Below are 21,515 nucleotides of genomic sequence, written 5' to 3'. Positions count from 1 at the left end.
AATTAGTATTAAATTTTTATAATTCATGAAAAGATTATTTTTTTGACTAGAAAAATTTTTATATATGAATATCTAATAATCAGTAAAATATTTTTAATATTTTAACTTAGCCACTATGCTACGTGTTTCTAATTTCACATCAAATAAAGTTACTTGAATTATATCAGACACTTTATATAACATAATATTTTTAATAAAAATTTTTCCCAATTCTTGATCAAAAATTATTTCTTCTCGATTATAATGTATAAAAATGCCAGGAATAAAAACACTAGCACCATTTTCTAACAGTTTCGCTCGAACTCCGTTCCTAGTGATATCAATAATTTCAGCATTAAATGTTTTATTTGTAAATTTTTCATGTTGTAAAAATAAAGTATATAACCAATCTGAAACATCTCTTTCAGCCATTCTATTACGACGTTTTTGCTCTAATATTTTTAATTTAATTGTTTCTGTTGGTTTAATAGGTATTTCGTTTTTTATTATCGATTTTAATAATCGATGATTAATTATATCACTATACTTACGAATAGGAGATGTCCATGTTGCGTATTCTGACATTCCTAAAGCAAAATGAGGGCCGGGTGTGATACTAAAACTACCAAAAGACTGAAAACGACGTACGCGACTTTCAATATATTTATTTGACAATATGTTTAATACGCGTCTTAAATTGCAAAAACCTTTTAATGTCATTATTTCTTGTACATTAAAATTTAAATTATGTTGCTTTAAGAAAGAAACTACATTTTCTGCATTAATGTAATCGAATCCAAAATGTACATTATAGATTCCAAATCCAATATTTTTAGATAAAAAATTTGCTGCTGAAATATTTGCAATGATCATTGCTTCTTCAATAATTTTGTGTGCAATACGTCTTTTTTCAGCCAGTACATCTATTACCACTCCAAATTCAGATAATTGAAAACGATATTCTAAATTATCTTTAAACAAAACTGCATTTTTTTCTCGCCATATTATGCGTAACAAACATAAATCATGTAATAACAGTATTTGCTGCTCGATTGATGGTGTAGGAGGTATCCATGTTCCGGATTTTTCAATCCAATCTGAAACATGATCATAAGATAATTTAGATTTAGACTTAATCCAAGATAAAAAAAATTCAATATTGTTTGAAATATTGCCGTCTTTGTTAATTAAAACACGACATACAAGAGCAGGACGACGCTGATTTGGGTTTAACGAACATATGTCTTCAGACAAAACACGAGGTAACATAGGAATGTTAAGTCCTGGAAGATAATTCGTAAATCCTCTTTTTAAAGCGATAATATCTAATTTACTTCCGTGCGCTATATATGCTGTAGGATCCGCAATAGCGACAGTTAAACAAAATCCACCGTCTTTAATCTGTTGAATATGAATAGCATCATCGATATCTTTTGTATTTATATTATCTATAGTAATAAAATCTAGATCTGTTAAATCTATTCTAGTATCATGCTCTTTTAAGACAAGATCATTTTTTGTACACAGCGGTTCCTGTTTTTCAAGTTTATGATGTGCTAAAGTTACCCACCAAGGTATTAAAAAATTGTTTTTCTCTGCAATAATTTCAATTAATTCTGCATAAAAAATATGATCGCCCCTAAGTTTATGTTTTATAAGTTTAGCTACAGCCCAATCTCCATTCTGGAGTTTATTTAAATAATTTGAATTTGTTTGACATACAATAAAATCTTTGAAAAATGGATAATCTGGCATGATAAATAATTTATTATTTTTTTTTTCAATAGTGCCAACAAATCTATTTAAAAATGGTTCAATTAGTTTCTCAGGTTCGGCTATTTCTCTATCTTTTTCTATTTTTAATAACGCTATTATTTTATCTCCATGCATAACTTTTTTCATGTTTTTTGGAGGAATAAAATAACTTTTTTGTGGATCAGTTTCTAAAAATCCAAATCCTCTTGCAGTACTTTTTACTATACCTTCGATACGAGGTGTTTTAGCATGCAAGTTTTTTTTTAACTGTGTAAGTAATGGATTGTTTTGAAACGTCATAATAAAATCCAATTGTAATAGTATAAAATTAATAATTTTATATATTTTAAATTAAAATATATAACTTTTTTAAAAATAATCATAGATATCTTGAAAAGCGCTTTTTTATAAAATCTTTATTTTTAATAACATTGAATATTAAAAATATTATGTTATTAAAAATAAGCATTTCGTAAATATGAGAAATAAAAGTATGAATACAAAATAAATTATAAATTATTTATATCACTAAAAATGTTTACGCCATTATCTACATAAATTACTGAACCAGTAATACCATTTGATAAATTAGATAATAAAAACGCAGAAATATGTCCTATGTTTTCAGAAAGAGTGTGATTTTTTATTATTTCTGATGATTCTGAATACGTTTTTATTTTTCTAAAATTCCTAATCTGATGCGAAGAAATCGTTTTTATCGGTCCTGATGATATTGCATTTACACGAATATCATCTTTCCCTAACGTATAAGCCATATAACGCATATTTGCTTCTAATGAAGCTTTTGCTAAACCCATAACATTATAATTTGGCACAACTTTACAAGAACCTAAATACGATAAAGTTAATAATGAGGAATATCTATTTAACATGTTTCTACATGCTTTAGTTAAACCTAAAAAACTATACGAACTAATTTCATGTGTAATGTTAAATCCTATTCTGCTAGTGTTTTGAATAAAATCACCTTTTAAGTGATCTCTGGGACTATAAGCGACTGCATGTACCAATCCATCAAATGTTTTCCATATTTTATGTATATTGAAAAATAAATTTTCAATACTTTTATCTTGTGACAAATCACATGAAAAAATAAACTTAGGACGCATAAAATCTACTAAAGATTTTATTTTTTTACTTATGTTATCATTATAACACATGAATCCTAATTCTGCTGTCTGAGCATACATTGCTTTTGCAATACTAAAGGCAATTGATCTAGAATTCGAGATACCAGTAATCAAAATTTTTTTATTTTTTAAAAATCCCATGTTAACACTCAATTAAATATGATATTTCATATTAAGTTATAAATTATTATTACTTTTTTTAAATATTGCACTGCTTGTTTTGCTGGATGTTTTTTTTTACGTATTTCAAGAACATCTGTGTGCTCATAGAATTTATCATAGATATTGCTGATTTCTTATTTTTAGCGAATATTTTTAATAAAGCACTAGCTCCATTAACATATGACACAATAGTTGCATATTTCATAGTTTCACGATTTTTGATACCATATAAATTTTTTTTTTGTAAAAATTTAATATAATTTGTCCCTATATCAATATTTTTTTGTGGATTATATAATATTTGCACAGATGGCTGACCGGATCTGCCATGTAGTCGATATACTTCTAAGCCAGACGTAGAAGGTTTAATTTGCATTAATCCAACAGCATTAGAACGGCTTTTAGCATAAGGATTTCCAGAAGATTCAGCATAAATGATAGCTTTTATTAACTTTGCATCAACATTATACTGACATGATGCTGCTTTTATTAATTTATACCAACGACATATAGAATTTTCTATTGCTTGTTTATCAACAAAATATCTTGTTTTTATATGATGTTCTGTATTCGAAAATTTTTTACAACCAGATAAAAGTATTAAGAAAAGCATTATTTTCCCCAATGTCATGAAATATCTTGCTCCTTATATATTAGTAAAATTAATAACAAAATAATTAAACAGAACATTTATTATATATTTTTAAAATAAAAAAAATAATGATTATTTTATTTTATTAACTATTTCAATGGATCCACCAATATAATTAACAGGTGTCATAGATTTTAATCGTTTTTTTTCTGATTCTGGAATGTTTAAATCAGAAATAAACTTGTTAATAATACACTGATTAACTTTTTTTCCTCGAGTAATTTTTTTAATTTTTTCATATGCATTTTTTATGCCATATCGACGCATAACTGTTTGAATAGGTTCAGATAAAACTGACCAATTAGCATTCAATTTTTTTAACAGTTCTTTTTTATTAATTTGTAATTTACCTAGACCTGAGATCGTAGAATGATATGCAATAACAGAATAAGCGATCGCCACTCCTAAATTTCTTAGTACTGTAGAATCACTTAAATCACGTTGCCACCGAGAAATAGGTAATTTTTCTATCATATGACGCATTAATGCATTTGATACGCCTAAATTTCCCTCAGAATTTTCAAAATCAATCGGATTAATTTTATGCGGCATTACTGAAGATCCAATTTCACAACTTCTAGATTTTTGATGAAAGTAATTTAATGAAATGTAACCCCAAATATCACGATTAAAATTAATTAATATTGTATTAAAAATTGACATACAACTAAAAAATTCCGCAATGTAGTCGTGGGGTTCAATTTGTGTAGTATATGGATTCCACGCAATGCCTAACATTGTTATAAACTCTTGACTAACTGTATGCCAATCAATTTTTGGATAAGCAGCTAAATGTGCATTATAATTTCCGGTAGTACCATTGATTTTACCTAAAATTTTAATTGATTTTAGTTTTTTATATTGTCGCTGCATACGATAATAAAAATTAGCAATTTCTTTACCCATTGTTGACGGTGTTGCGGGTTGTCCGTGCGTTAAAGACAATAAAGGAATATTTTTATACTTAAGTATTAAATCCTTTAAAATTATTATCATTTTTTTCCATAACGGTAAAACAACTTGAACACGAGCATCTTTTAACATTAAAGCATAAGCGATATTATTAATATCTTCTGATGTACATCCAAAATGTACAAACTCTGTAATTGATTTTAAACTTTTGATTGCAGATACTTTGTTTTTTAAAAAATATTCTATAGATTTGACATCATGATTAGTAATTTTTTCTATATTTTTAATATTTTTTGCGTCTATCTCACTAAATTCTTGAACAATTTTATTAATTAAAACAATATCGTTGCGTTTTATGCATTTAATTTCTAAAACCGAAGACATGCTAATAATTTTTTTTAACCATTCGATTTCCACATATAGTCGATACTTTAAAAAACTAAATTCACTAAAAATATTTCTTAATGACATGGTAATATTACTGTATCGACCATCAATTGGCGAGATAGCTGTTAATACTGTTAACACCATAAGGTTATTTTCCTAATTTTGACAGAGATATAAAAGCTATTTTTTTAAAGAACATAAAATTATTTTTGCATGTTGAACAATATGACATCTATAAGCTATCAAATGTAATTGATTACCACCAAATTGATTCCATAGAACGACAGATCGGATACCAGAAAATAATAAACATCTAATTTGATTTTGTATCTCTACATTACGTAAAAATATTTTAGTACCATAAATTTTAATACGTGAACCTAATGTGCTAATAATATCTAAATACAATTGTGACAATTGGCTAGCTAAAAAAATCATATCATTATTAATACAATACTCTTGAGATATAGTACGTATTCTTTTTTTTAATTTATAAATAGACATATGATTTCTTTTTAATTTTTTTGTAATAATTATTATATTAAAAATATATTTAACTAATTCAAAATACGCATGTGAAAATTTCGAAAAAGTTAGTACAGAAACTAACGTTTTTAATCCAATATTAAGATTTTTCTCATCATTTCCATATATTTCAATTACAGAAATAGGATCAATTTGCAATATACTTCTCATGCACGTTTGTAAAGATAAGTGATCACACTTTCCAAATTGCGCCAATTGTTGCACTAGGTATGCCGATTGAAATAAGCCTGCTAGTGATAACGTGATTGGATATATTTTATTAATAAAATATTCTCCTTTATTTGTCTAAAAACTATAAAATTATAATGGTAATCTAAGTTTAATAATTCCACCGCCTACACATATTTCTTTTATATAAAAAACTACTGATTGTCCTGGCGTTATTGCAATTACAGGAAAATGAAATAATACTTTTACACAAAAATCATTTATGTATTCTACATTACAAGAAATATCTTTTTGAGCATATCGCGTTTTCACCGTACAAGATAATGGAAAAGAAATATCATGTGGATTAATCCAATTTACACATGTAGCGATAAGACCAATGGACATGAGATATTTATTATGTAAACCTTGCTCTACAATCAACAGATTATTTTCTATATTTTTATCCACTACATACCATGGTAGGTTCTTCTTCCCACGTAATCCGCCAATTTTTAACCCTTTTCTCTGACCAAGAGTGTAATAATACGCTCCATCATGTTGACCGATAATTTTCCTATTTACCGTAATAATATTACCAATTTTCTTAGGAATATACGTACTAAGAAAACTTTTTATATTTCTAGGACCAATAAAACATATACCAGTAGAATCTTTTTTATTTGCAACTTTTAAACCAATTTTTTTTGCAAACATTCTAATTTGCTCTTTTCGAAAATCACCTATTGGAAATAAGATTTTTGTCAGCTGCATACTTTTTAAAGTGTATAAAAAATAACTTTGATCTTTATTACAATCAATTCCCCTAAGAAGAACATTGGTGCCATTATACTTTTTAATACGTGCATAATGACCAGTTGCAATATAGTTTGCTTGAAGATTTTTAAACGCGTAATTTAAAAATAATTTAAATTTGATTTCTTTATTACATAAAACATCAGGATTAGGTGTATTACCTTTTTTATGTTCATCTAAAAAATGTTGAAATACTTTATTCCAATATTCTATAGAAAAGTTTATTTTATGAAGACGTATATTTAATTTTTTACAAACATCTTCAGCATCTGATAAATCTTGAGAAGAACGACAGTATTGTGCATTATCGTCTTCCTCCCAATTTTTCATAAATAAACCCTCTACCTGATAATTTTTACATTGTAAAAACCACGCAGATACTGATGAATCTACACCTCCAGACATAGCAACAATAACCTTTTCTTTATTTTTTATCATAATAAATAATTTTTATATTTTTAAAACATACAATTTTTTTATTTTAAAGAAATTAATAATTGATATTTTATCGATATATATTTTTTAAAAAATTAAATATATATTATATATTATATACAAATATAATATACATAAAAAACTAACTTAATTTAAGAAAGTTCAAAAAAAAATGAAAAATATAAGAAATTTTTCTATTATTGCGCATATTGATCACGGAAAATCAACTCTATCAGATCGTCTAATACAAATATGCGGTGGCTTACCTACACGAGAGATGTCTAATCAAGTATTAGATTCTATGGATTTAGAACGCGAACGAGGTATTACGATTAAAGCACAGAGTGTATCGATTGATTACAAAAATAAAAAAAATGAAATTTTTCATTTAAATTTTATAGATACACCTGGTCATGTAAATTTTTCGTATGAAGTATCGAGATCGTTATCTGCTTGTGAAGGAGCATTATTAGTTATTGATGCTAGTCAAGGAATAGAAGCTCAAACATTATCTAACTGTTATACTGCATTAGACATGAACTTAGATATTGTTCCAGTGTTAAACAAAATCGATTTACCTCATGCACATCCAGAAAAAATTGCACAAGACATCGAAGATATTATTGGAATTTCTGCATTAAATGCAATACAATGTTCTGCCAAAACAGGACAAGGTATAATATCGTTAATAGAACGTATTATTACTGATATTAATCCTCCTAACGGGGATATGTATGCTCCTCTACAAGCATTAATTATTGATTCTTGGTTCGATAATTATTTAGGAGTAATATCGCTCATAAGAATTAAAAATGGTATTATATCTAAGAAAGATACCATTCAAGTTATGAGCACAAAAAAAACATATATTGTACATGAGTTAGGCGTTTTTACACCAAAAAAAGTTAGTCGAAATTGTTTATCATGTGGTGAAGTAGGGTGGATCATTTGTGGTATTAGAAATATTCATGCAGCACGTGTTGGTGATACATTAACAAATTTTAATAACCCATCAAAAATTACTTTAACAGGCTTTAAAAAAATTAAACCGCAAATATATGCAGGTTTTTTTCCAACAACATCGAATCAATATGAAGTATTTAGAGATGCATTAGACAAATTAAGTTTAAATGACGCCGCATTAATTTATGAACCTGAAAATTCTGCTGCGCTAGGATTTGGCTTTCGATGCGGATTTTTAGGTTTGTTACACATGGAAATCATTCATGAACGTTTAGAAAGAGAATATGCTCTTGATTTAATCTCAACAGCTCCAACTGTTGTGTATCAAATAGAATTAACAGATGGAAAAATAATGTATTTAGACAGTCCTTCCGACTTACCTGCTTCAAATCAAATTAAAAATATTAAGGAACCGATAGCTGAATGTAACATTTTATTGCCATCTAAGTTTCTTGGATCCGTAATAAAATTATGTGTAAACAAAAGGGGTATACAAATTGATATGATATACCATTCAAATCAAGTATGTCTAAAATATAATATACCTATGAATGAAATAATACTGAATTTTTTTGACGAATTAAAATCAGTATCTCGAGGCTATGCTTCATTAGAATATGATTTTAAATGTTTTCAAATTTCAAAAATAGTTTGCGTAGATATTTTAATCAACTCAAAAAAAATAGATGCATTGACTGTTTTGTCACATTATAGAAATGCACAATATCAAGCACGTATAATTATTGAGAACATGAAAAATTTAATACCCCGACATCAATTTGATATTTCTATTCAAGCTTCTATTAATAATTCTATTATTATTCGTTCTACTATTAAACAATTAAGAAAAAATGTAATATCAAAGTGTTATGGTGGTGATATTTCTAGAAAGAAAAAATTATTACAAAAACAAAAAGATGGAAAGAAAAAAATGAAAAAAATAGGAAACGTGTATATACCTAAAAGTGTATTTCTTACAATTTTAAATATTCAAAAAAAATAAAAAAGGACATAAAATGGCTGATATTTTAACCATATTTTTATTTTCAGGGACTATACTTACTGGAGTACTCTGGTTATTTAATTGTGTGAAACGTATAATAAATTATTTTCGTCAAAAGAAAAATAACAATAATTATGCACATAAAGACAATTTATCTCATTTGAAATACGAAAATCGCTATTTAACATATTTAATATCATTATTTCCAGTATTTTTTTTAGTATTTATAATACGTTCTTTTATTTATGAACCATTTCAAATTCCTTCTGGATCGATGATGCCAACGTTATTAATAGGAGATTTTATTTTAGTTGAAAAATTCTCATATGGTATTAAAGAACCCATCACACAAACATTATTGTTTCGTAATCATCTTCCAAAACGAGGTGATATAGTGGTTTTTAAACATCCTATACAAAATAAAATAAACTATGTTAAACGAATTATAGGCTTACCAGGCGATAAAATAAAATATGATATACACAAGAAGCGTATAAAAATCTACCCTAACTATCTCTCTAATTACATACATTCTAAAAAATTACCGATTGTTTACAAAAAAATTAAACTAAGTAATTTTGTGCAAAAAATACATTTTTTTAATCCTAAAAATTCTATTAAAAAAAACAAAATATACAATTCGTTACATCTTGATATTACTGAAGAAAATATCAACAATCACAAACACCACATTTTATTATTACATCACATTAGTAGTAATGTAAAAAATTATTATCATCAAAAAGGTTTGATGAAGTTTACATGGATTGTACCTGATAATCAATATTTTGTAATGGGAGATAATCGTGATAATAGTTTGGATAGTCGTTATTGGGGATTTGTTCCAGAAAAAAATTTAGTAGGAAAAGTTGTTAAAATTTGGATGAGTTTAGATAAAAATGAAAATGAATGGCCGACTGGAATACGAGTGAATAGAATTGGTAGTATTAATTAAAACATAACAATCAGCATACAAAACATAATTATTTTTTAATTTAATTTTATATATGTTTTAAGTTAATTATTTTTTAATTGTTTATTATTTCAGATGTGACTAATACATTATTAAAATTGGTATAACATGAACTATCTTGTCAAAAAAAAAATACAAAAAATATTGGGATATAATTTTGTTCATACAGATCTTTTAAAACAAGCATTAACACATCGTAGCGCAAGTACCATTCACAATGAAAGACTTGAATTTTTAGGCGACTCTATTTTAAGTTTTGTGATCGCAAATGCTTTATATCAACATTTTCCATACATCAATGAAGGTGATATGAGTCGCATGCGAGCAACTTTGGTACGGGGAAATACGTTAGCAGAAATTGCGTATGAGTTTGATTTAGGAGAATATTTACAATTAGGTCAAGGAGAACTAAAAAATGGAGGATTTCGTCGTGAATCTATATTAGCTAATACGGTAGAAGCGTTAATTGGTAGTATTTATTTGGATAGCAATATTCAAACAGTAGAAGAATTAATATTAAAGTGGTATGAAAAACGTTTAGAAAATATAAGTCCTGGTGACGTACAAAAAGACCCAAAAACACGTCTTCAAGAATATTTGCAATCAAAACATTTATCTTTACCGACATATTTTGTAGTTGAAGTATATGGTGAAGCACATAATCAATTGTTTACTATTCATTGCGAGGTTAGTGTGATTTCCACGTATTTAACAGGGATAGGTTCAAGCAGAAGAAAAGCAGAACAAGATGCTGCACAAAAAGCTTTAAAAAAATTAGGTGTAGAGTGAACATTCAAAAAAAATATTGTGGACATATAGCTATTATCGGTAAACCTAACTCAGGAAAATCCACATTAATTAATTCTATTATTCAAGATAATATTTCTGTTGTTTCTAGAAAAAAACACACTACACAAAAAAATATAATTGGTATTTTAACAGAAAATAATTGTCAGTACATTTACTTAGATACACCCGGTGTAATTTTTTTTAAACGACATGATCATATTTCAGAAAATATAAAACATATTTTAAAACAGATAAAACACTCAATATTAATAATATTTGTTTTAGATCAAATATTTTGGACAGAACAGGATGAAACAATTTATAAAAATATAAAAAAAAAAATATTCCGATTATTGTATTAATCAATAAAATTGATAAAATATCTAATAAAAACACTATTTTACCTTATATAAATTTTTTAAAAAAAAAGATAATTTTTATTGATATTATTCCTATTTCAGCAAAATTTGGTAACAATGTTTCTGTCATCAATAAAATTATTAAACCATTTTTGCCTGAATGTAATCATATATATCCTAAAATTTATACTACAGCAAATTCACATTTTTTTACAATATCTGAAATTATCCGTAAAGAATGTTTATTATGTTTAGGAGATGAACTACCTTCAATCATCAAAGTCAGCATTGAATCATTTCAAAAAATGAATGTTGGCGATTGGAAAATTAGAGCTATTATACATGTTGACAATCTTGGACAAAAAAAAATTATTATTGGACATAAAGGAAAAAACATAAAAAAAATTAGCATGTTATCACGGTACAATATAAGAAGAAAATTTAATAAAAAAATTCATCTTTTTTTATGGATCAAAATAAATATTTAATTTTTATTAATAAAGTATTGTATTTAATACTATAATTTAACTTTAATTTTTTTAAAATTAGTTAAAAATTGAAATTTTTAACTAATTTTAAAAATATAAAAATTATCTAAAAATTAGGAAAATTAAAAACATGTCTATTATAGGAGTAGGAATTGACATTATAGAAATTACACGTATTCAACGTATTTTATTTAGATTTGGATATAAATTTATAAAAAAAATTTTGTCTAAAAATGAAATAAAAAAATATGTCATAACTAAACATTGCATACAGTTTATAGCAAAAAAATTTGTAGCAAAAGAAGCCGCTCTAAAAGCATTAGGAACAGGTATTCAATTTGGTATTTCATTTAATCAAATAGAAACTTATCATAATCATCTCGGTAAACCAAAATTACGTTTTTTAAAAAATGCATTAAAACAATTAGAAGAAATACAATGCAAATCCATTCATATTAGCATATCTGATCAAAATAAATACGCATGTGCTATAGTTATTTTAGAAAACTAGTATTCCTTTTTTTTTGAAAAAAATTAGTTAGTATTTTAGAACATTGTTTTTGCATGATATTTTTTGTAATTTTTAAGTTAATCTTTTTATTATATAACACATTTTTATTTAAAAATTGATCATCTATTTTTTTAGAATTAGCGCCAAAAACCAAACGTTTTATTCTACTATGTATAATTGCTCCCCAACACATTGTACAAGGCTGTAAAGTCACATATAATGTCGTGTCTAGTAATCGATAGTTTTTAATTTTTTTTGCTGCATTTCGTAACGCTATAATTTCAGCATGAGCGGTAGGATCATGTTGATTAATAGAACTATTCCACCCAACTCCAATAATGTTTTCTTTCAAAAGAACGATTGCACCGATAGGAATCTCCCCTTGTTTTCTAGCATAATATGCATATTTTAAAGCAATTTTCATCCAATTTGTATCTTGTTTATATATCATAAATTGATTTGTAATAAATTACTTATTTTGTTTAAGTATTCTTGATTTTTCTTTTGACCAGTTGCAATTTTTTATTTTTGTTCTTTTATCACAAATATTTTTTCCCTTTGCTAAACCTATCTCTAATTTACACCAAGACTTTTTCCAAAAAAAAGATAATGGAATGACTGTATATCCTATATTTTTTATCTTAATCGACAAAAAATTAATTTCACGTTTGTGTAACAATAACTTTCTTTTTCTAGTTGAATTAAAAAAAGAATAATTTGAAATTGTACATAAGGGTTGAATAACAGAATTACAGAGGTATATTTCATTCAGATTATTTATAATATAACTTGCCGAAATGTTAATATTTCCCGATCGAATTGACTTAATTTCCCAACCCTTTAAAACAATGCCAGATTGAAAAACTTCTTCTATAAAATAATTGTAATATGCTTTTTTATTAACAATTATTTTAGATAGATTTGTACATGTTTTATTTTTATACAACATAATCCACTTTATTCCAAAATGTAATAAAAGCGCAACATTTTTTAATTAACATATTTTTTATACAAAAAAAATATAACGCTACCCTAAAGAATGTAAAAAATCATGTTGAATAAAATATAATTTTTTAACACTTATTTTATGTATTGCTTAATATTTAGAATATTTTAAAATAAAAAACTCAATTGTACTGTAAAATAAAATTTTATATTCAAAAAAATAAATATAAAAATTAAATAATGTTTTCTAAAAACTTAAATATCCAACATAATTTAATAAATTGTCATTAAAAAATAGTAATCGAATTGAAATTTATAATAATTTAAAATTTAATTCTAGAAAACTAAAAAACTGTTTTTAAAATCATACACATAAAATATATTAATTTTATATGTAATAAATTTATGTTTTTTCTTTTGAAACTATTACCATTGCCGGGCGTAATAAACGAGATTCATGCAACATATAACCTGGTTGCATAACTGAAACAACTTGATTGTCTTGAACATTAATGTTATAACAAACAGACATTGCTTGATGAATCTTAGGATTAAATAACACGTTCACAGAATTAATCTTTGAAATATGAAAAGTCTTACATACCTCTTGTAATATATCTTGTACATGTTCTAATTTTCTCACAATTATTTCGTATTGATCACGTAATTGATCATTTTTTGCTAAATTTAATGAATGTTCAATACTATCGATAATTGGAAGAAAATTAATAATTATTTTTTCTAAAGAAAATTTTTGATATCTTTCAACATCTTTATTTACCCGATTGTAAGTTTTCAAAGTTTCTTCTTCAGCAATCAATTTTTGTTGAATTATTTCATCTTGAGATTCATGTAATTGACTTTTTAAATTGCAAATTAATTTATTATCTTCAGTATCATTTTTTTCAATACATGTCGTAACGTTTGCTTTATTTTGATCATTCTGAACATGATTGTCTGCTTTTTCTTTTTCTTTTTTCGTCATTAACATGTCCTTCTATAATACATTTAAATGCATAAAAACATTTTTTAAAGATCTATTGAGAAATTTTTATATGCAGTTGAAAAAAAATATTCTAACTATTTATTAATGAAATTTAAAATCACTTATTTTGTTTGATTAAGGGATGAATATAAGAAAAAGACATGTCCCATGGTTGTTCTATCCATACATTTTGAGGAATTTCCATAATATAATTATCGACTAATACACGACCCATAGGTTTAGCAAAAATAGTTACAAAATACGCTTTAGGATATAAATTTCGAATAATTTTTGCTGTTCCACCAGTATCTACTAAATCATCAACTATAATAATTTTATCTCCATTACCTTCGGCTTTCTTAATTATTTCTCTATTTTTTTTTAAACAAGTATTATTATAACTAGAAATACATACAGTATCTACACATCGAATGTCTAATTCTCTTGCTAGTACTGCAGACGGAACCAATCCTCCTCGACTGATGGCGATGATACCGTTCCAAGACTGAATACGTAATAATCGATGAGCTAATTTTTTAGTGTATATTTGTAACATATCCCAGGTAACAATATATTTCTCACTCATAAAACAATCCGAAACTATAAAATAGTATTTATTAGAAAAAATAAAAGTAGGCGTTCATTATTATAGGATATTAGTTGGGCATTTTTATTTAAAAAAAATGAATCTAAGAAATTAATCTAATGTTTTCATTTCTTTTTCAATAATTAATATTAATATATGAATAATTTTGATATGCATTTCTTGTACGCGATCAGAATATCCAAAATACGGCACGCATATTTCTATATTCGGTAATCCTTTAATTTTACCGCTATTGTTACCTGTTAATGCAATTACTTGAATATCGTGTTTTTTTGCTTCTGCTATAGCTTTTATAATATTCTTAGAATTTCCAGAAGTAGAAATCACCAATAATATATCACCAGCGCGACCAACACTTTGTATAAAACGAGAAAAAACATGACTGTATCCAAAATCATTTCCGACAGCTGAAATATACGATGCATCAGAAATGGATATTGCAGGATATCCTATGCGTTTTTCACGATAAAGACCGGTTAATTCTTCTGAAAAATGTACTGCATCACAATGTGATCCTCCATTACCACATGATATTAATTTATTTCCACGTTTAAATGATTCAGCAATTAGTATAGCGGCTCTTTGGATATTATTTATCTGACATTCATCTTGTAAAAACATATTTAGTATTTTTGATGCAATACAAAACTCAGAATGGATAATTTTTTTGTACATGTTAATTTTTTTATTTTTTTAAATTTTAAGATAGATTATTTCTAATATGAAAAATTTTTATATACGATTTAATATTTTTTTAATTTCAAAAAAACGTCTTTCGGTGCGGACGGGATTCGAACCCGTGACCCCCGGCGTGACAGGCCAGTATTCTAACCAACTGAACTACCGCACCAAACTCAATTAAATAATATTGTACATATTATACAAAACTCAGTCAATCATCTTTTTATATGTAATAAAATTAAGATTTCATTTTGCAATTTTTATGTATATACTTTAAATATTTTTTATGTGCGTCCAGCTCACTTGACGTGGCTTTTATTATTTTTAAAACAGAATTTTTATTTCTAACAATTTTTTTTATATCTTTAGAAAAAGCGTTTTTATTATTTTCAGAAAAATGTATTAATGTTTGTCCACCAGTCATAACAAGATATACTTTTCCTAAAAGATGCGCATCTATAATAGCGCTATGCGTTTTTCTATGAGATCTATTAATTTTATAACGAGTACAAAGCGCATCTAAGGTATTTCTTTTTCCAGGAAACAATTGTCGAGCAATTTTTAATGTATCAATTACTGAACATAATGTTAAAATATTTTTTATATCAGAATTTAGTATTTTTAATTCTTGATTTATAAATCCTATATCAAAAGATGCATTGTGGATAATCAATTCAGAATTTTTAATGTAATTTATAAAATTTTTATAAATATCGCAAAAAAACGGTTTATGTAATAAAAAGTCGTTTGTAATACCATGAACTTTTGATGCTTCCGGATCTATTAATCGATCTGTTTGAACATATACATGAAAATTGTTTCCAGTAAAACGACGATTAATTATTTCAACAGCGCCAATTTCAATAATTCTATGATTGATATGAGGAAGTGTAGTTTGATTAATACCTGTTGTTTCAGTATCTAAAACAATTTGTCTGATTTTTTTTTTCATAATATTTAAGTATTTAAACATAATAAAATAAATTAGAGAGAGTAATCAACATGCTAAAAAAAGTAAAAATGTTTACAGACGGATCCTGTCTAGGCAATCCCGGCGCAGGAGGATATGGTACGATATTACGTTATAAATTACATGAAAGAATATTAACATCCAGTTTTATTTTAACGACAAATAATAGAATGGAACTAATGTCTGTAATTTCAGGATTAGAATTTCTAAAACAATCTTGTATAGTTGAAATTACAACTGATAGTCTATATGTAAAAAAGGGAATTACTGAATGGATGCCTCATTGGAAAAATCGAAATTGGATAAAAAAAAATAATAAATCTGTAAAAAATAAAGACTTATGGTTTCGTATTAGCGTTGCTCTTGAAAAACATGTGGTCAGTTGGTTATGGATAAAGGCACATACTGGTCATATTGAAAATTCTAGATGTGATAAAATAGCTCGTAGATCTGCTTGTACTCCTATACAAAGAGATATGTATTACGAAAAAAGCAAATCTTGAATAATTGGAATAAAAAATGTTATAATTTGATATATAAAACTATCTAATTTTAAGAGAAACAAATCATGTTTCTAAAAGCCATTCCGGTACTCAAAGATAATTACGCTTGGGTTATATATAATAAAAGTTACCATTGTATAATTGTAGATCCAGGACAGTCAGATATAATTATCCAATTTATAGAAAAAAATAAACTTATTCCAATAGCTATTCTACTTACTCATAATCATTCTGATCATGTTAATGGAATAAAAGAAATAAAAAAAAGATATTCAAAAATTTCTATTTTCAGTCCGAGAGATGTAAAAAAAAATAAATTAAATAAAACAATCACCAAATATAATAAAATACGTATCTTAAATAAAGAAATCTTAAATTTTCATACACCGGGTCATACGTCAGAACATGTTGCATATTATATAAAACCATATATGTTTTGCGGTGATACATTATTTTCAGGTGGTTGTGGTCGTGTTTATAACAAACAATATTTAAAACTATTTAATTCTATAAAGTTAATATCTTCGTTTCCCAGGGAAACGTTGTTATGTTGCGGACACGAATACACTTTATCTAATATAATTTTTTCTATGTCCATTTTACCGAATGATAAAAATATTCAGATGTATTACAAAAAAATTAAACAAATAATTTCTTCAAACAAACCTACCCTACCTGTTTATTTATATCACGAAAAATTAATTAATCTATTCTTAAGAACTGATCAAAATGTCGTAAAAAAGGCAATTAACTCCAAAATAACAGATACTCCGCTTGATATTTTTATAAAATTACGCTTGAAAAAAGATCATTTTAACGAAAAAAAATACTTGGAGCTAAGCGGGATTGAACCGCTGACCTCCTGCGTGCAAGGCAGGCGCTCTCCCAGCTGAGCTATAGCCCCTTAGGGGATTTTTATCAGATGATTTTTATAATGGTAGGCCTGAGTGGAATTGAACCACCGACCTCACCCTTATCAGGGGTGCGCTCTAACCATCTGAGCTACAAGCCTGCTAAATTTTATTAGACAATTTGTGTGGGCACTTCAATAAAGTATATTTTTTAAGGAGGTGATCCAACCGCAGGTTCCCCTACGGTTACCTTGTTACGACTTCACCCCAGTCATGAATCACAAAGTGGTAAGCGCTCTCCTTATAAATAAGGTTAAGATACTTGCTTCTTTTGCAACCCACTCCCATGGTGTGACGGGCGGTGTGTACAAGGCCCGGGAACGTATTCACCGTGGCATGCTGATCCACGATTACTAGCGATTCCGACTTCGTGGAGTCGAGTTGCAGACTCCAGTCCGGACTACGATTTACTTTATGAGGTTTGCTTGTCTTTACAGATTCGCTTCTCTTTGTATAAACCATTGTAGCACGTGTGTAGCCCTGGTCGTAAGGGCCATGATGACTTGACGTCGTCCCCACCTTCCTCCGGTTTATAACCGGCAGTCTCCTCTGAGTTCCCGGCCGAACCGATGGCAACAGAGGATAAGGGTTGCGCTCGTTGCGGGACTTAACCCAACATTTCACAACACGAGCTGACGACAGCCATGCAGCACCTGTCTCATAGCTCCCGAAGGCACTATTTTATTTCTAAAACATTCTATGGATGTCAAGACCAGGTAAGGTTTTTCGCGTTGCATCGAATTAAACCACATGCTCCACCGCTTGTGCGGGCCCCCGTCAATTCATTTGAGTTTTAGCCTTGCGACCGTACTCCCCAGGCGGTCGACTTAATGCGTTAGCTTCGGAAGTCACTTCTCTTAGAAACAACCTCCAAGTCGACATCGTTTACAGCATGGACTACCAGGGTATCTAATCCTGTTTGCTCCCCACGCTTTCGCGCCTCAGTGTCAGTTTCCGTTTAGGAGGCCGCTTTCGCCACAGGTATTCCTCCAGATATCTACGCATTTCACCGCTACACCTAGAATTCTGCCTCCCTCTACGAGACTCTAGTTCTTCAGTTTCAAATGCAGTTCCTAGGTTAAGCCTAGGGATTTCACAACTGACTTAAAAAACCACCTACGCGCTCTTTACGCCCAGTAATTCTGATTAACGCTCGCACCCTCCGTATTACCGCGGCTGCTGGCACGGAGTTAGCCGGTGCTTCTTTTGTAGATAACGTCAAAAAATAAAATTATTAGTTTTACCTTCTTCTTCCCTACTGAAAGTACTTTACAACCCTAAGGCCTTCTTCATACACGCGGCATAGCTGCATCAGGCTTGCGCCCATTGTGCAATATTCCCCACTGCTGCCTCCCGTAGGAGTCTGGACCGTGTCTCAGTTCCAGTGTGGCTGGTTATCCTCTCAGACCAGCTAGAGATCGTCGCCTTGGTAGGCTATTACTCTACCAACAAGCTAATCTCGTCTGGGTTCATATAAAAGCATGAGGTCTATTATTAATAGATCCCCCATTTTGGTTTTTCAACATTATGCGGTATTAGCTACCATTTCTAGTAGTTATCCCCCTCTTTTAGGTAGATCCCCAGATATTACTCACCCGTTTGCCGCTCGCCGACAAGAAAGCAAGCTTTCTTTCGCTGCCGCACGACTTGCATGTGTTAGGCTTGCCGCCAGCGTTCAATCTGAGCCATGATCAAACTCTTCAATTGTACAACATTTTCTCAAAAATAAAATTTTTGAGAAAGATTATAAAAATAAATACTGTACTTAATTTTCTGTGCCCACACAGATTGTCTAATATTTTGTTAAAGAACATTTTTTAAAACAAATACTTTAGATTTCAAATTTTACATTTTTTTAATTATATTGTCAAACATTTTTACAAAAATTATTTTTTAAATATATTAAATAAATATATTTTAATATCATAGATGTTTTCTTCCTTAAAAATAATATTTAATAAATACAAAAAACAATATAGTATATAAAACATTGTAATAAATAAAAAAATTATTATCAGTAATTTAATAATTATAATATAAAAACAACATCAACGGACTCATAATGAATTTAAGAAATATTATAAAAAAAGATTTTCAGCGTACATTAAATAAAAATTATGATTTATGTAAAATAGATCCATTAATTATATCAAATAAAAAAACTAATGCAGGTCACTATCAGCTTCACAATCTTATTAAGATATCCAACATACTAAAAATAAAACCATACACGGTGTTTTTAACAATAACAAAAAATTTTCAAAACAAAAAAATATATAAAAAACTGAGTTTTTCTGAACCAGGTTTCATAAACATCTTAATTAATCAAGAATGGTTGTCACAACAATTAGAAAAAATATTTTCTTCACCACGTCTCGATATTGATTACGTCTCATCTAAAAATATTATTATAGATTACTCTTCTCCTAATATTGCTAAAGAAATGCATATTGGACATTTGCGATCAACAATTATAGGAGATGTTAGTGCAAGAGTATTAAGTTTTTTGGGGCATAATGTTATTAGAGTTAATCATATTGGTGACTGGGGAACACAATTCGGTATGTTAATCGCATACTTAAATAATCATAATATTACCGATAGTTTGTACAAAAATAAAATTTCTCTTAGTCAACTTGAGCAATTTTATTGTAAAGCAAAAAAAAAATACGAATCAAATGCATCATTTTCTGAAGAAGCAAGAAAATATGTAAAAAAATTACAACATGGCGATCAGCATTGTCTATCTATTTGGAAAAAATTAGTTTCTATTACTATGTTACAAAATAATAAAATATATAACATGTTAAACGTTACTTTAAATAACAACCATATTATGGGAGAAAGTACGTATAACTCTATGTTACCTAAAATCATTCAGGACTTAAAACAAAAAAATATTGCTGTTGAATGTAATAAATCTATAGTTGTATTTCTCAACGATTTTAAAAATAGATTAGGTGAACCAATGGGAGTAATAATTCAAAAAAAAGATCAAGGTTTTTTATACTCAACTACAGAAATCGCTTGTTTGAAATATCGATATCAAACATTACATGCTGATCGTATAATATACTATACAGACGTTCGACAAAAGCAACATTTAATTCAATCTTGGATTATTGCTAAAAAAGCAAATTATATTCCTAAAAATTTATCATTAGAACATCATACATTTGGCATGGTACTATCAAAAAATAAACGTCCATTTAAAACTCGTGATGGCAATACTATAAAATTATCTGCATTACTCAACGAATCTATTGCAAGAACTACAAAAATAATAAAACAAAAACAACCAAACTTGCCTAAAAAAAAACTTGTAATTTTAGCAAAAAAAATCGGAATCAGCGCAGTAAAATATGCTGATCTTTCAAAAAACAGAAATACTAATTATATATTTAATTGGGACGATATGTTAAGTTTGGAAGGAAATACCGCACCATACATACAATATGCTTATACGAGAATTATTTCTATAATTAAAAAATCTACTATTCCAATTAAAAAAATAAAAGAAAAAATTATATTAAGCAAAAAAAATGAAATTGATCTGGCTATTCAAATTTTAGAATTTGAAGAAATTATTTTGTTAATTTCAAAAAAAGGTACACCTCATGTCATGTGCAAATATTTATATCAACTTGCAACCTGTTTTTCTAATTTTTATGAAAACTGTCCGATTCTGTTTTCAAAAAAAATCAAAACTTGCAAAAGTAGACTAAAATTATCTTTCTTAACAGCTAAAACATTAAAGAAAGGATTAAATCTTCTTGGAATAACAACAATCCAAAGAATGTAAATATGCATCATGATATCTTTTAGTGTAATTAAATTGCAGAAAGGTGAGGAAATAACGTAGTACACAACATGCACTACCTAAAA

General features: G+C 27.6%; 18 protein-coding genes, 3 tRNA genes, 1 rRNA gene and 2 pseudogenes. 8 read left to right on the top strand and 16 right to left on the bottom strand.

The annotated features are described in order from the left end of the window. Positions 1–93: 93 nt before the first annotated feature. The 6 genes from rnb to mnmA form a co-directional block, all read right to left on the bottom strand. Complete coding sequence (rnb, locus tag ICW73_00625) at positions 94–2,034, bottom strand: exoribonuclease II (GenBank protein ID QNS01963.1); 1,941 nt, start codon at positions 2,032–2,034, stop codon at positions 94–96. Between the two features lie 209 nt (positions 2,035–2,243). After that, a complete protein-coding gene (locus ICW73_00620) occupies positions 2,244–3,026 on the bottom strand; it encodes an enoyl-ACP reductase (protein ID QNS01962.1) in 783 nt (260 codons plus the stop codon). Positions 3,027–3,084: 58 nt separating this feature from the next. Beyond that, positions 3,085–3,678 (bottom strand): transglycosylase SLT domain-containing protein, encoded by a 594-nt coding sequence (locus ICW73_00615; protein ID QNS01961.1) that lies wholly within the window; start codon positions 3,676–3,678, stop codon positions 3,085–3,087. A gap of 93 nt (positions 3,679–3,771) precedes the next feature. Continuing rightward, positions 3,772–5,142: an adenylosuccinate lyase gene (gene purB, locus ICW73_00610; GenBank protein QNS01960.1), complete on the bottom strand. Its 1,371-nt coding sequence runs from the start codon at positions 5,140–5,142 to the stop codon at positions 3,772–3,774. 36 nt (positions 5,143–5,178) lie between these two features. Then, on the bottom strand, positions 5,179–5,808 hold the full coding sequence (locus ICW73_00605; GenBank protein QNS02090.1) for a DUF489 family protein: 630 nt from the start codon (positions 5,806–5,808) through the stop codon (positions 5,179–5,181). Between the two features lie 36 nt (positions 5,809–5,844). After that, positions 5,845–6,948: a tRNA 2-thiouridine(34) synthase MnmA gene (gene mnmA / locus ICW73_00600; protein QNS02089.1), complete on the bottom strand. Its 1,104-nt coding sequence runs from the start codon at positions 6,946–6,948 to the stop codon at positions 5,845–5,847. Positions 6,949–7,114: 166 nt separating this feature from the next. Here mnmA and lepA point away from each other — a divergent pair, with 166 nt between their 5' ends. The 5 genes and pseudogenes from lepA to ICW73_00575 all read left to right on the top strand — a co-directional run bounded on the left by lepA (position 7,115) and on the right by ICW73_00575 (position 12,028). Continuing rightward, positions 7,115–8,908, top strand: coding sequence for an elongation factor 4 (lepA, locus tag ICW73_00595; GenBank protein QNS01959.1), 1,794 nt, complete (start codon positions 7,115–7,117; stop codon positions 8,906–8,908). Between the two features lie 13 nt (positions 8,909–8,921). Further along, positions 8,922–9,863 (top strand): signal peptidase I, encoded by a 942-nt coding sequence (gene lepB / locus ICW73_00590; protein QNS01958.1) that lies wholly within the window; start codon positions 8,922–8,924, stop codon positions 9,861–9,863. A 126-nt stretch (positions 9,864–9,989) separates the two neighbouring features. Beyond that, complete coding sequence (rnc, locus tag ICW73_00585; GenBank protein QNS01957.1) at positions 9,990–10,670, top strand: ribonuclease III; 681 nt, start codon at positions 9,990–9,992, stop codon at positions 10,668–10,670. Further along, positions 10,667–11,517: pseudogene (gene era, locus ICW73_00580) on the top strand (GTPase Era). Before rnc ends, era begins: the two are co-directional and overlap by 4 nt. 130 nt (positions 11,518–11,647) lie before the next feature. Beyond that, on the top strand, positions 11,648–12,028 hold the full coding sequence (locus ICW73_00575; GenBank protein ID QNS01956.1) for a holo-ACP synthase: 381 nt from the start codon (positions 11,648–11,650) through the stop codon (positions 12,026–12,028). Here ICW73_00575 and ICW73_00570 read toward each other — a convergent pair. The 7 genes from ICW73_00570 to dnaQ all read right to left on the bottom strand — a co-directional run bounded on the left by ICW73_00570 (position 12,012) and on the right by dnaQ (position 16,198). Beyond that, positions 12,012–12,479 carry a nucleoside deaminase gene (locus tag ICW73_00570; GenBank protein ID QNS01955.1) on the bottom strand — a complete coding sequence of 156 codons (468 nt, stop codon included), beginning with the start codon at positions 12,477–12,479 and terminating at the stop codon, positions 12,012–12,014. The genes ICW73_00575 and ICW73_00570 overlap by 17 nt on opposite strands. An 18-nt stretch (positions 12,480–12,497) precedes the next feature. Next, positions 12,498–12,977 (bottom strand): SsrA-binding protein SmpB, encoded by a 480-nt coding sequence (smpB, locus tag ICW73_00565; protein ID QNS01954.1) that lies wholly within the window; start codon positions 12,975–12,977, stop codon positions 12,498–12,500. A 399-nt stretch (positions 12,978–13,376) separates the two neighbouring features. Further along, complete coding sequence (locus tag ICW73_00560; protein QNS01953.1) at positions 13,377–13,958, bottom strand: nucleotide exchange factor GrpE; 582 nt, start codon at positions 13,956–13,958, stop codon at positions 13,377–13,379. Between the two features lie 118 nt (positions 13,959–14,076). Then, positions 14,077–14,544: a xanthine phosphoribosyltransferase gene (gpt, locus tag ICW73_00555; protein QNS01952.1), complete on the bottom strand. Its 468-nt coding sequence runs from the start codon at positions 14,542–14,544 to the stop codon at positions 14,077–14,079. Positions 14,545–14,655: 111 nt separating this feature from the next. Then, on the bottom strand, positions 14,656–15,240 hold the full coding sequence (gene lpcA / locus ICW73_00550; GenBank protein QNS01951.1) for a D-sedoheptulose 7-phosphate isomerase: 585 nt from the start codon (positions 15,238–15,240) through the stop codon (positions 14,656–14,658). Between the two features lie 101 nt (positions 15,241–15,341). Then, positions 15,342–15,415, bottom strand: a tRNA-Asp gene (locus ICW73_00545). Positions 15,416–15,484: 69 nt separating this feature from the next. Continuing rightward, positions 15,485–16,198: a DNA polymerase III subunit epsilon gene (gene dnaQ, locus ICW73_00540; GenBank protein ID QNS01950.1), complete on the bottom strand. Its 714-nt coding sequence runs from the start codon at positions 16,196–16,198 to the stop codon at positions 15,485–15,487. A gap of 50 nt (positions 16,199–16,248) precedes the next feature. Between dnaQ and rnhA the strand changes: the two genes are divergently transcribed. Both rnhA and gloB read left to right on the top strand, forming a co-directional pair. Continuing rightward, positions 16,249–16,719: a ribonuclease HI gene (rnhA, locus tag ICW73_00535; GenBank protein QNS01949.1), complete on the top strand. Its 471-nt coding sequence runs from the start codon at positions 16,249–16,251 to the stop codon at positions 16,717–16,719. Positions 16,720–16,784: 65 nt separating this feature from the next. Next, a pseudogene (gene gloB / locus ICW73_00530) lies at positions 16,785–17,537 on the top strand (hydroxyacylglutathione hydrolase). Between the two features lie 13 nt (positions 17,538–17,550). Here gloB and ICW73_00525 read toward each other — a convergent pair. From ICW73_00525 to ICW73_00515, 3 genes are all read right to left on the bottom strand, one after another. Then, positions 17,551–17,623 (bottom strand) — tRNA-Ala (locus ICW73_00525). A 31-nt stretch (positions 17,624–17,654) separates the two neighbouring features. Beyond that, positions 17,655–17,731, bottom strand: a tRNA-Ile gene (locus tag ICW73_00520). A 51-nt stretch (positions 17,732–17,782) separates the two neighbouring features. Continuing rightward, positions 17,783–19,336: ribosomal RNA gene (locus ICW73_00515) — 16S ribosomal RNA — on the bottom strand. A 356-nt stretch (positions 19,337–19,692) separates the two neighbouring features. Here ICW73_00515 and argS point away from each other — a divergent pair. Beyond that, positions 19,693–21,432, top strand: a complete 1,740-nt coding sequence (argS, locus tag ICW73_00510; protein ID QNS01948.1) for an arginine--tRNA ligase — start codon at positions 19,693–19,695, stop codon at positions 21,430–21,432. Positions 21,433–21,515: the final 83 nt, after the last annotated feature.

This window comes from Buchnera aphidicola (Pentalonia nigronervosa) (assembly GCA_014622685.1).
Classification (GTDB): Bacteria; Pseudomonadota; Gammaproteobacteria; order Enterobacterales; family Enterobacteriaceae; genus Buchnera; species Buchnera aphidicola_BD.
This window is presented reverse-complemented; position numbering and strand designations above follow the sequence as displayed.

Bases quoted from the DNA above. Each gene is read 5' to 3' on its own strand.
- lepA (QNS01959.1), top strand. From the start codon at position 7,115: ATGAAAAATATAAGAAATTTTTCTATTATTGCGCATATTGATCACGGA.
- ICW73_00575 (QNS01956.1), top strand. From the start codon at position 11,648: ATGTCTATTATAGGAGTAGGAATTGACATTATAGAAATTACACGTATT.
- ICW73_00620 (QNS01962.1), bottom strand. From the start codon at position 3,026: ATGGGATTTTTAAAAAATAAAAAAATTTTGATTACTGGTATCTCGAAT.
- purB (QNS01960.1), bottom strand. From the start codon at position 5,142: ATGGTGTTAACAGTATTAACAGCTATCTCGCCAATTGATGGTCGATAC.
- ICW73_00570 (QNS01955.1), bottom strand. From the start codon at position 12,479: ATGATATATAAACAAGATACAAATTGGATGAAAATTGCTTTAAAATAT.
- rnc (QNS01957.1), top strand. From the start codon at position 9,990: ATGAACTATCTTGTCAAAAAAAAAATACAAAAAATATTGGGATATAAT.
- gpt (QNS01952.1), bottom strand. From the start codon at position 14,544: ATGAGTGAGAAATATATTGTTACCTGGGATATGTTACAAATATACACT.
- lepB (QNS01958.1), top strand. From the start codon at position 8,922: ATGGCTGATATTTTAACCATATTTTTATTTTCAGGGACTATACTTACT.
- lpcA (QNS01951.1), bottom strand. From the start codon at position 15,240: ATGTACAAAAAAATTATCCATTCTGAGTTTTGTATTGCATCAAAAATA.
- ICW73_00615 (QNS01961.1), bottom strand. From the start codon at position 3,678: ATGACATTGGGGAAAATAATGCTTTTCTTAATACTTTTATCTGGTTGT.
- ICW73_00560 (QNS01953.1), bottom strand. From the start codon at position 13,958: ATGACGAAAAAAGAAAAAGAAAAAGCAGACAATCATGTTCAGAATGAT.
- rnb (QNS01963.1), bottom strand. From the start codon at position 2,034: ATGACGTTTCAAAACAATCCATTACTTACACAGTTAAAAAAAAACTTG.
- dnaQ (QNS01950.1), bottom strand. From the start codon at position 16,198: ATGAAAAAAAAAATCAGACAAATTGTTTTAGATACTGAAACAACAGGT.
- argS (QNS01948.1), top strand. From the start codon at position 19,693: ATGAATTTAAGAAATATTATAAAAAAAGATTTTCAGCGTACATTAAAT.
- rnhA (QNS01949.1), top strand. From the start codon at position 16,249: ATGCTAAAAAAAGTAAAAATGTTTACAGACGGATCCTGTCTAGGCAAT.
- smpB (QNS01954.1), bottom strand. From the start codon at position 12,977: ATGTTGTATAAAAATAAAACATGTACAAATCTATCTAAAATAATTGTT.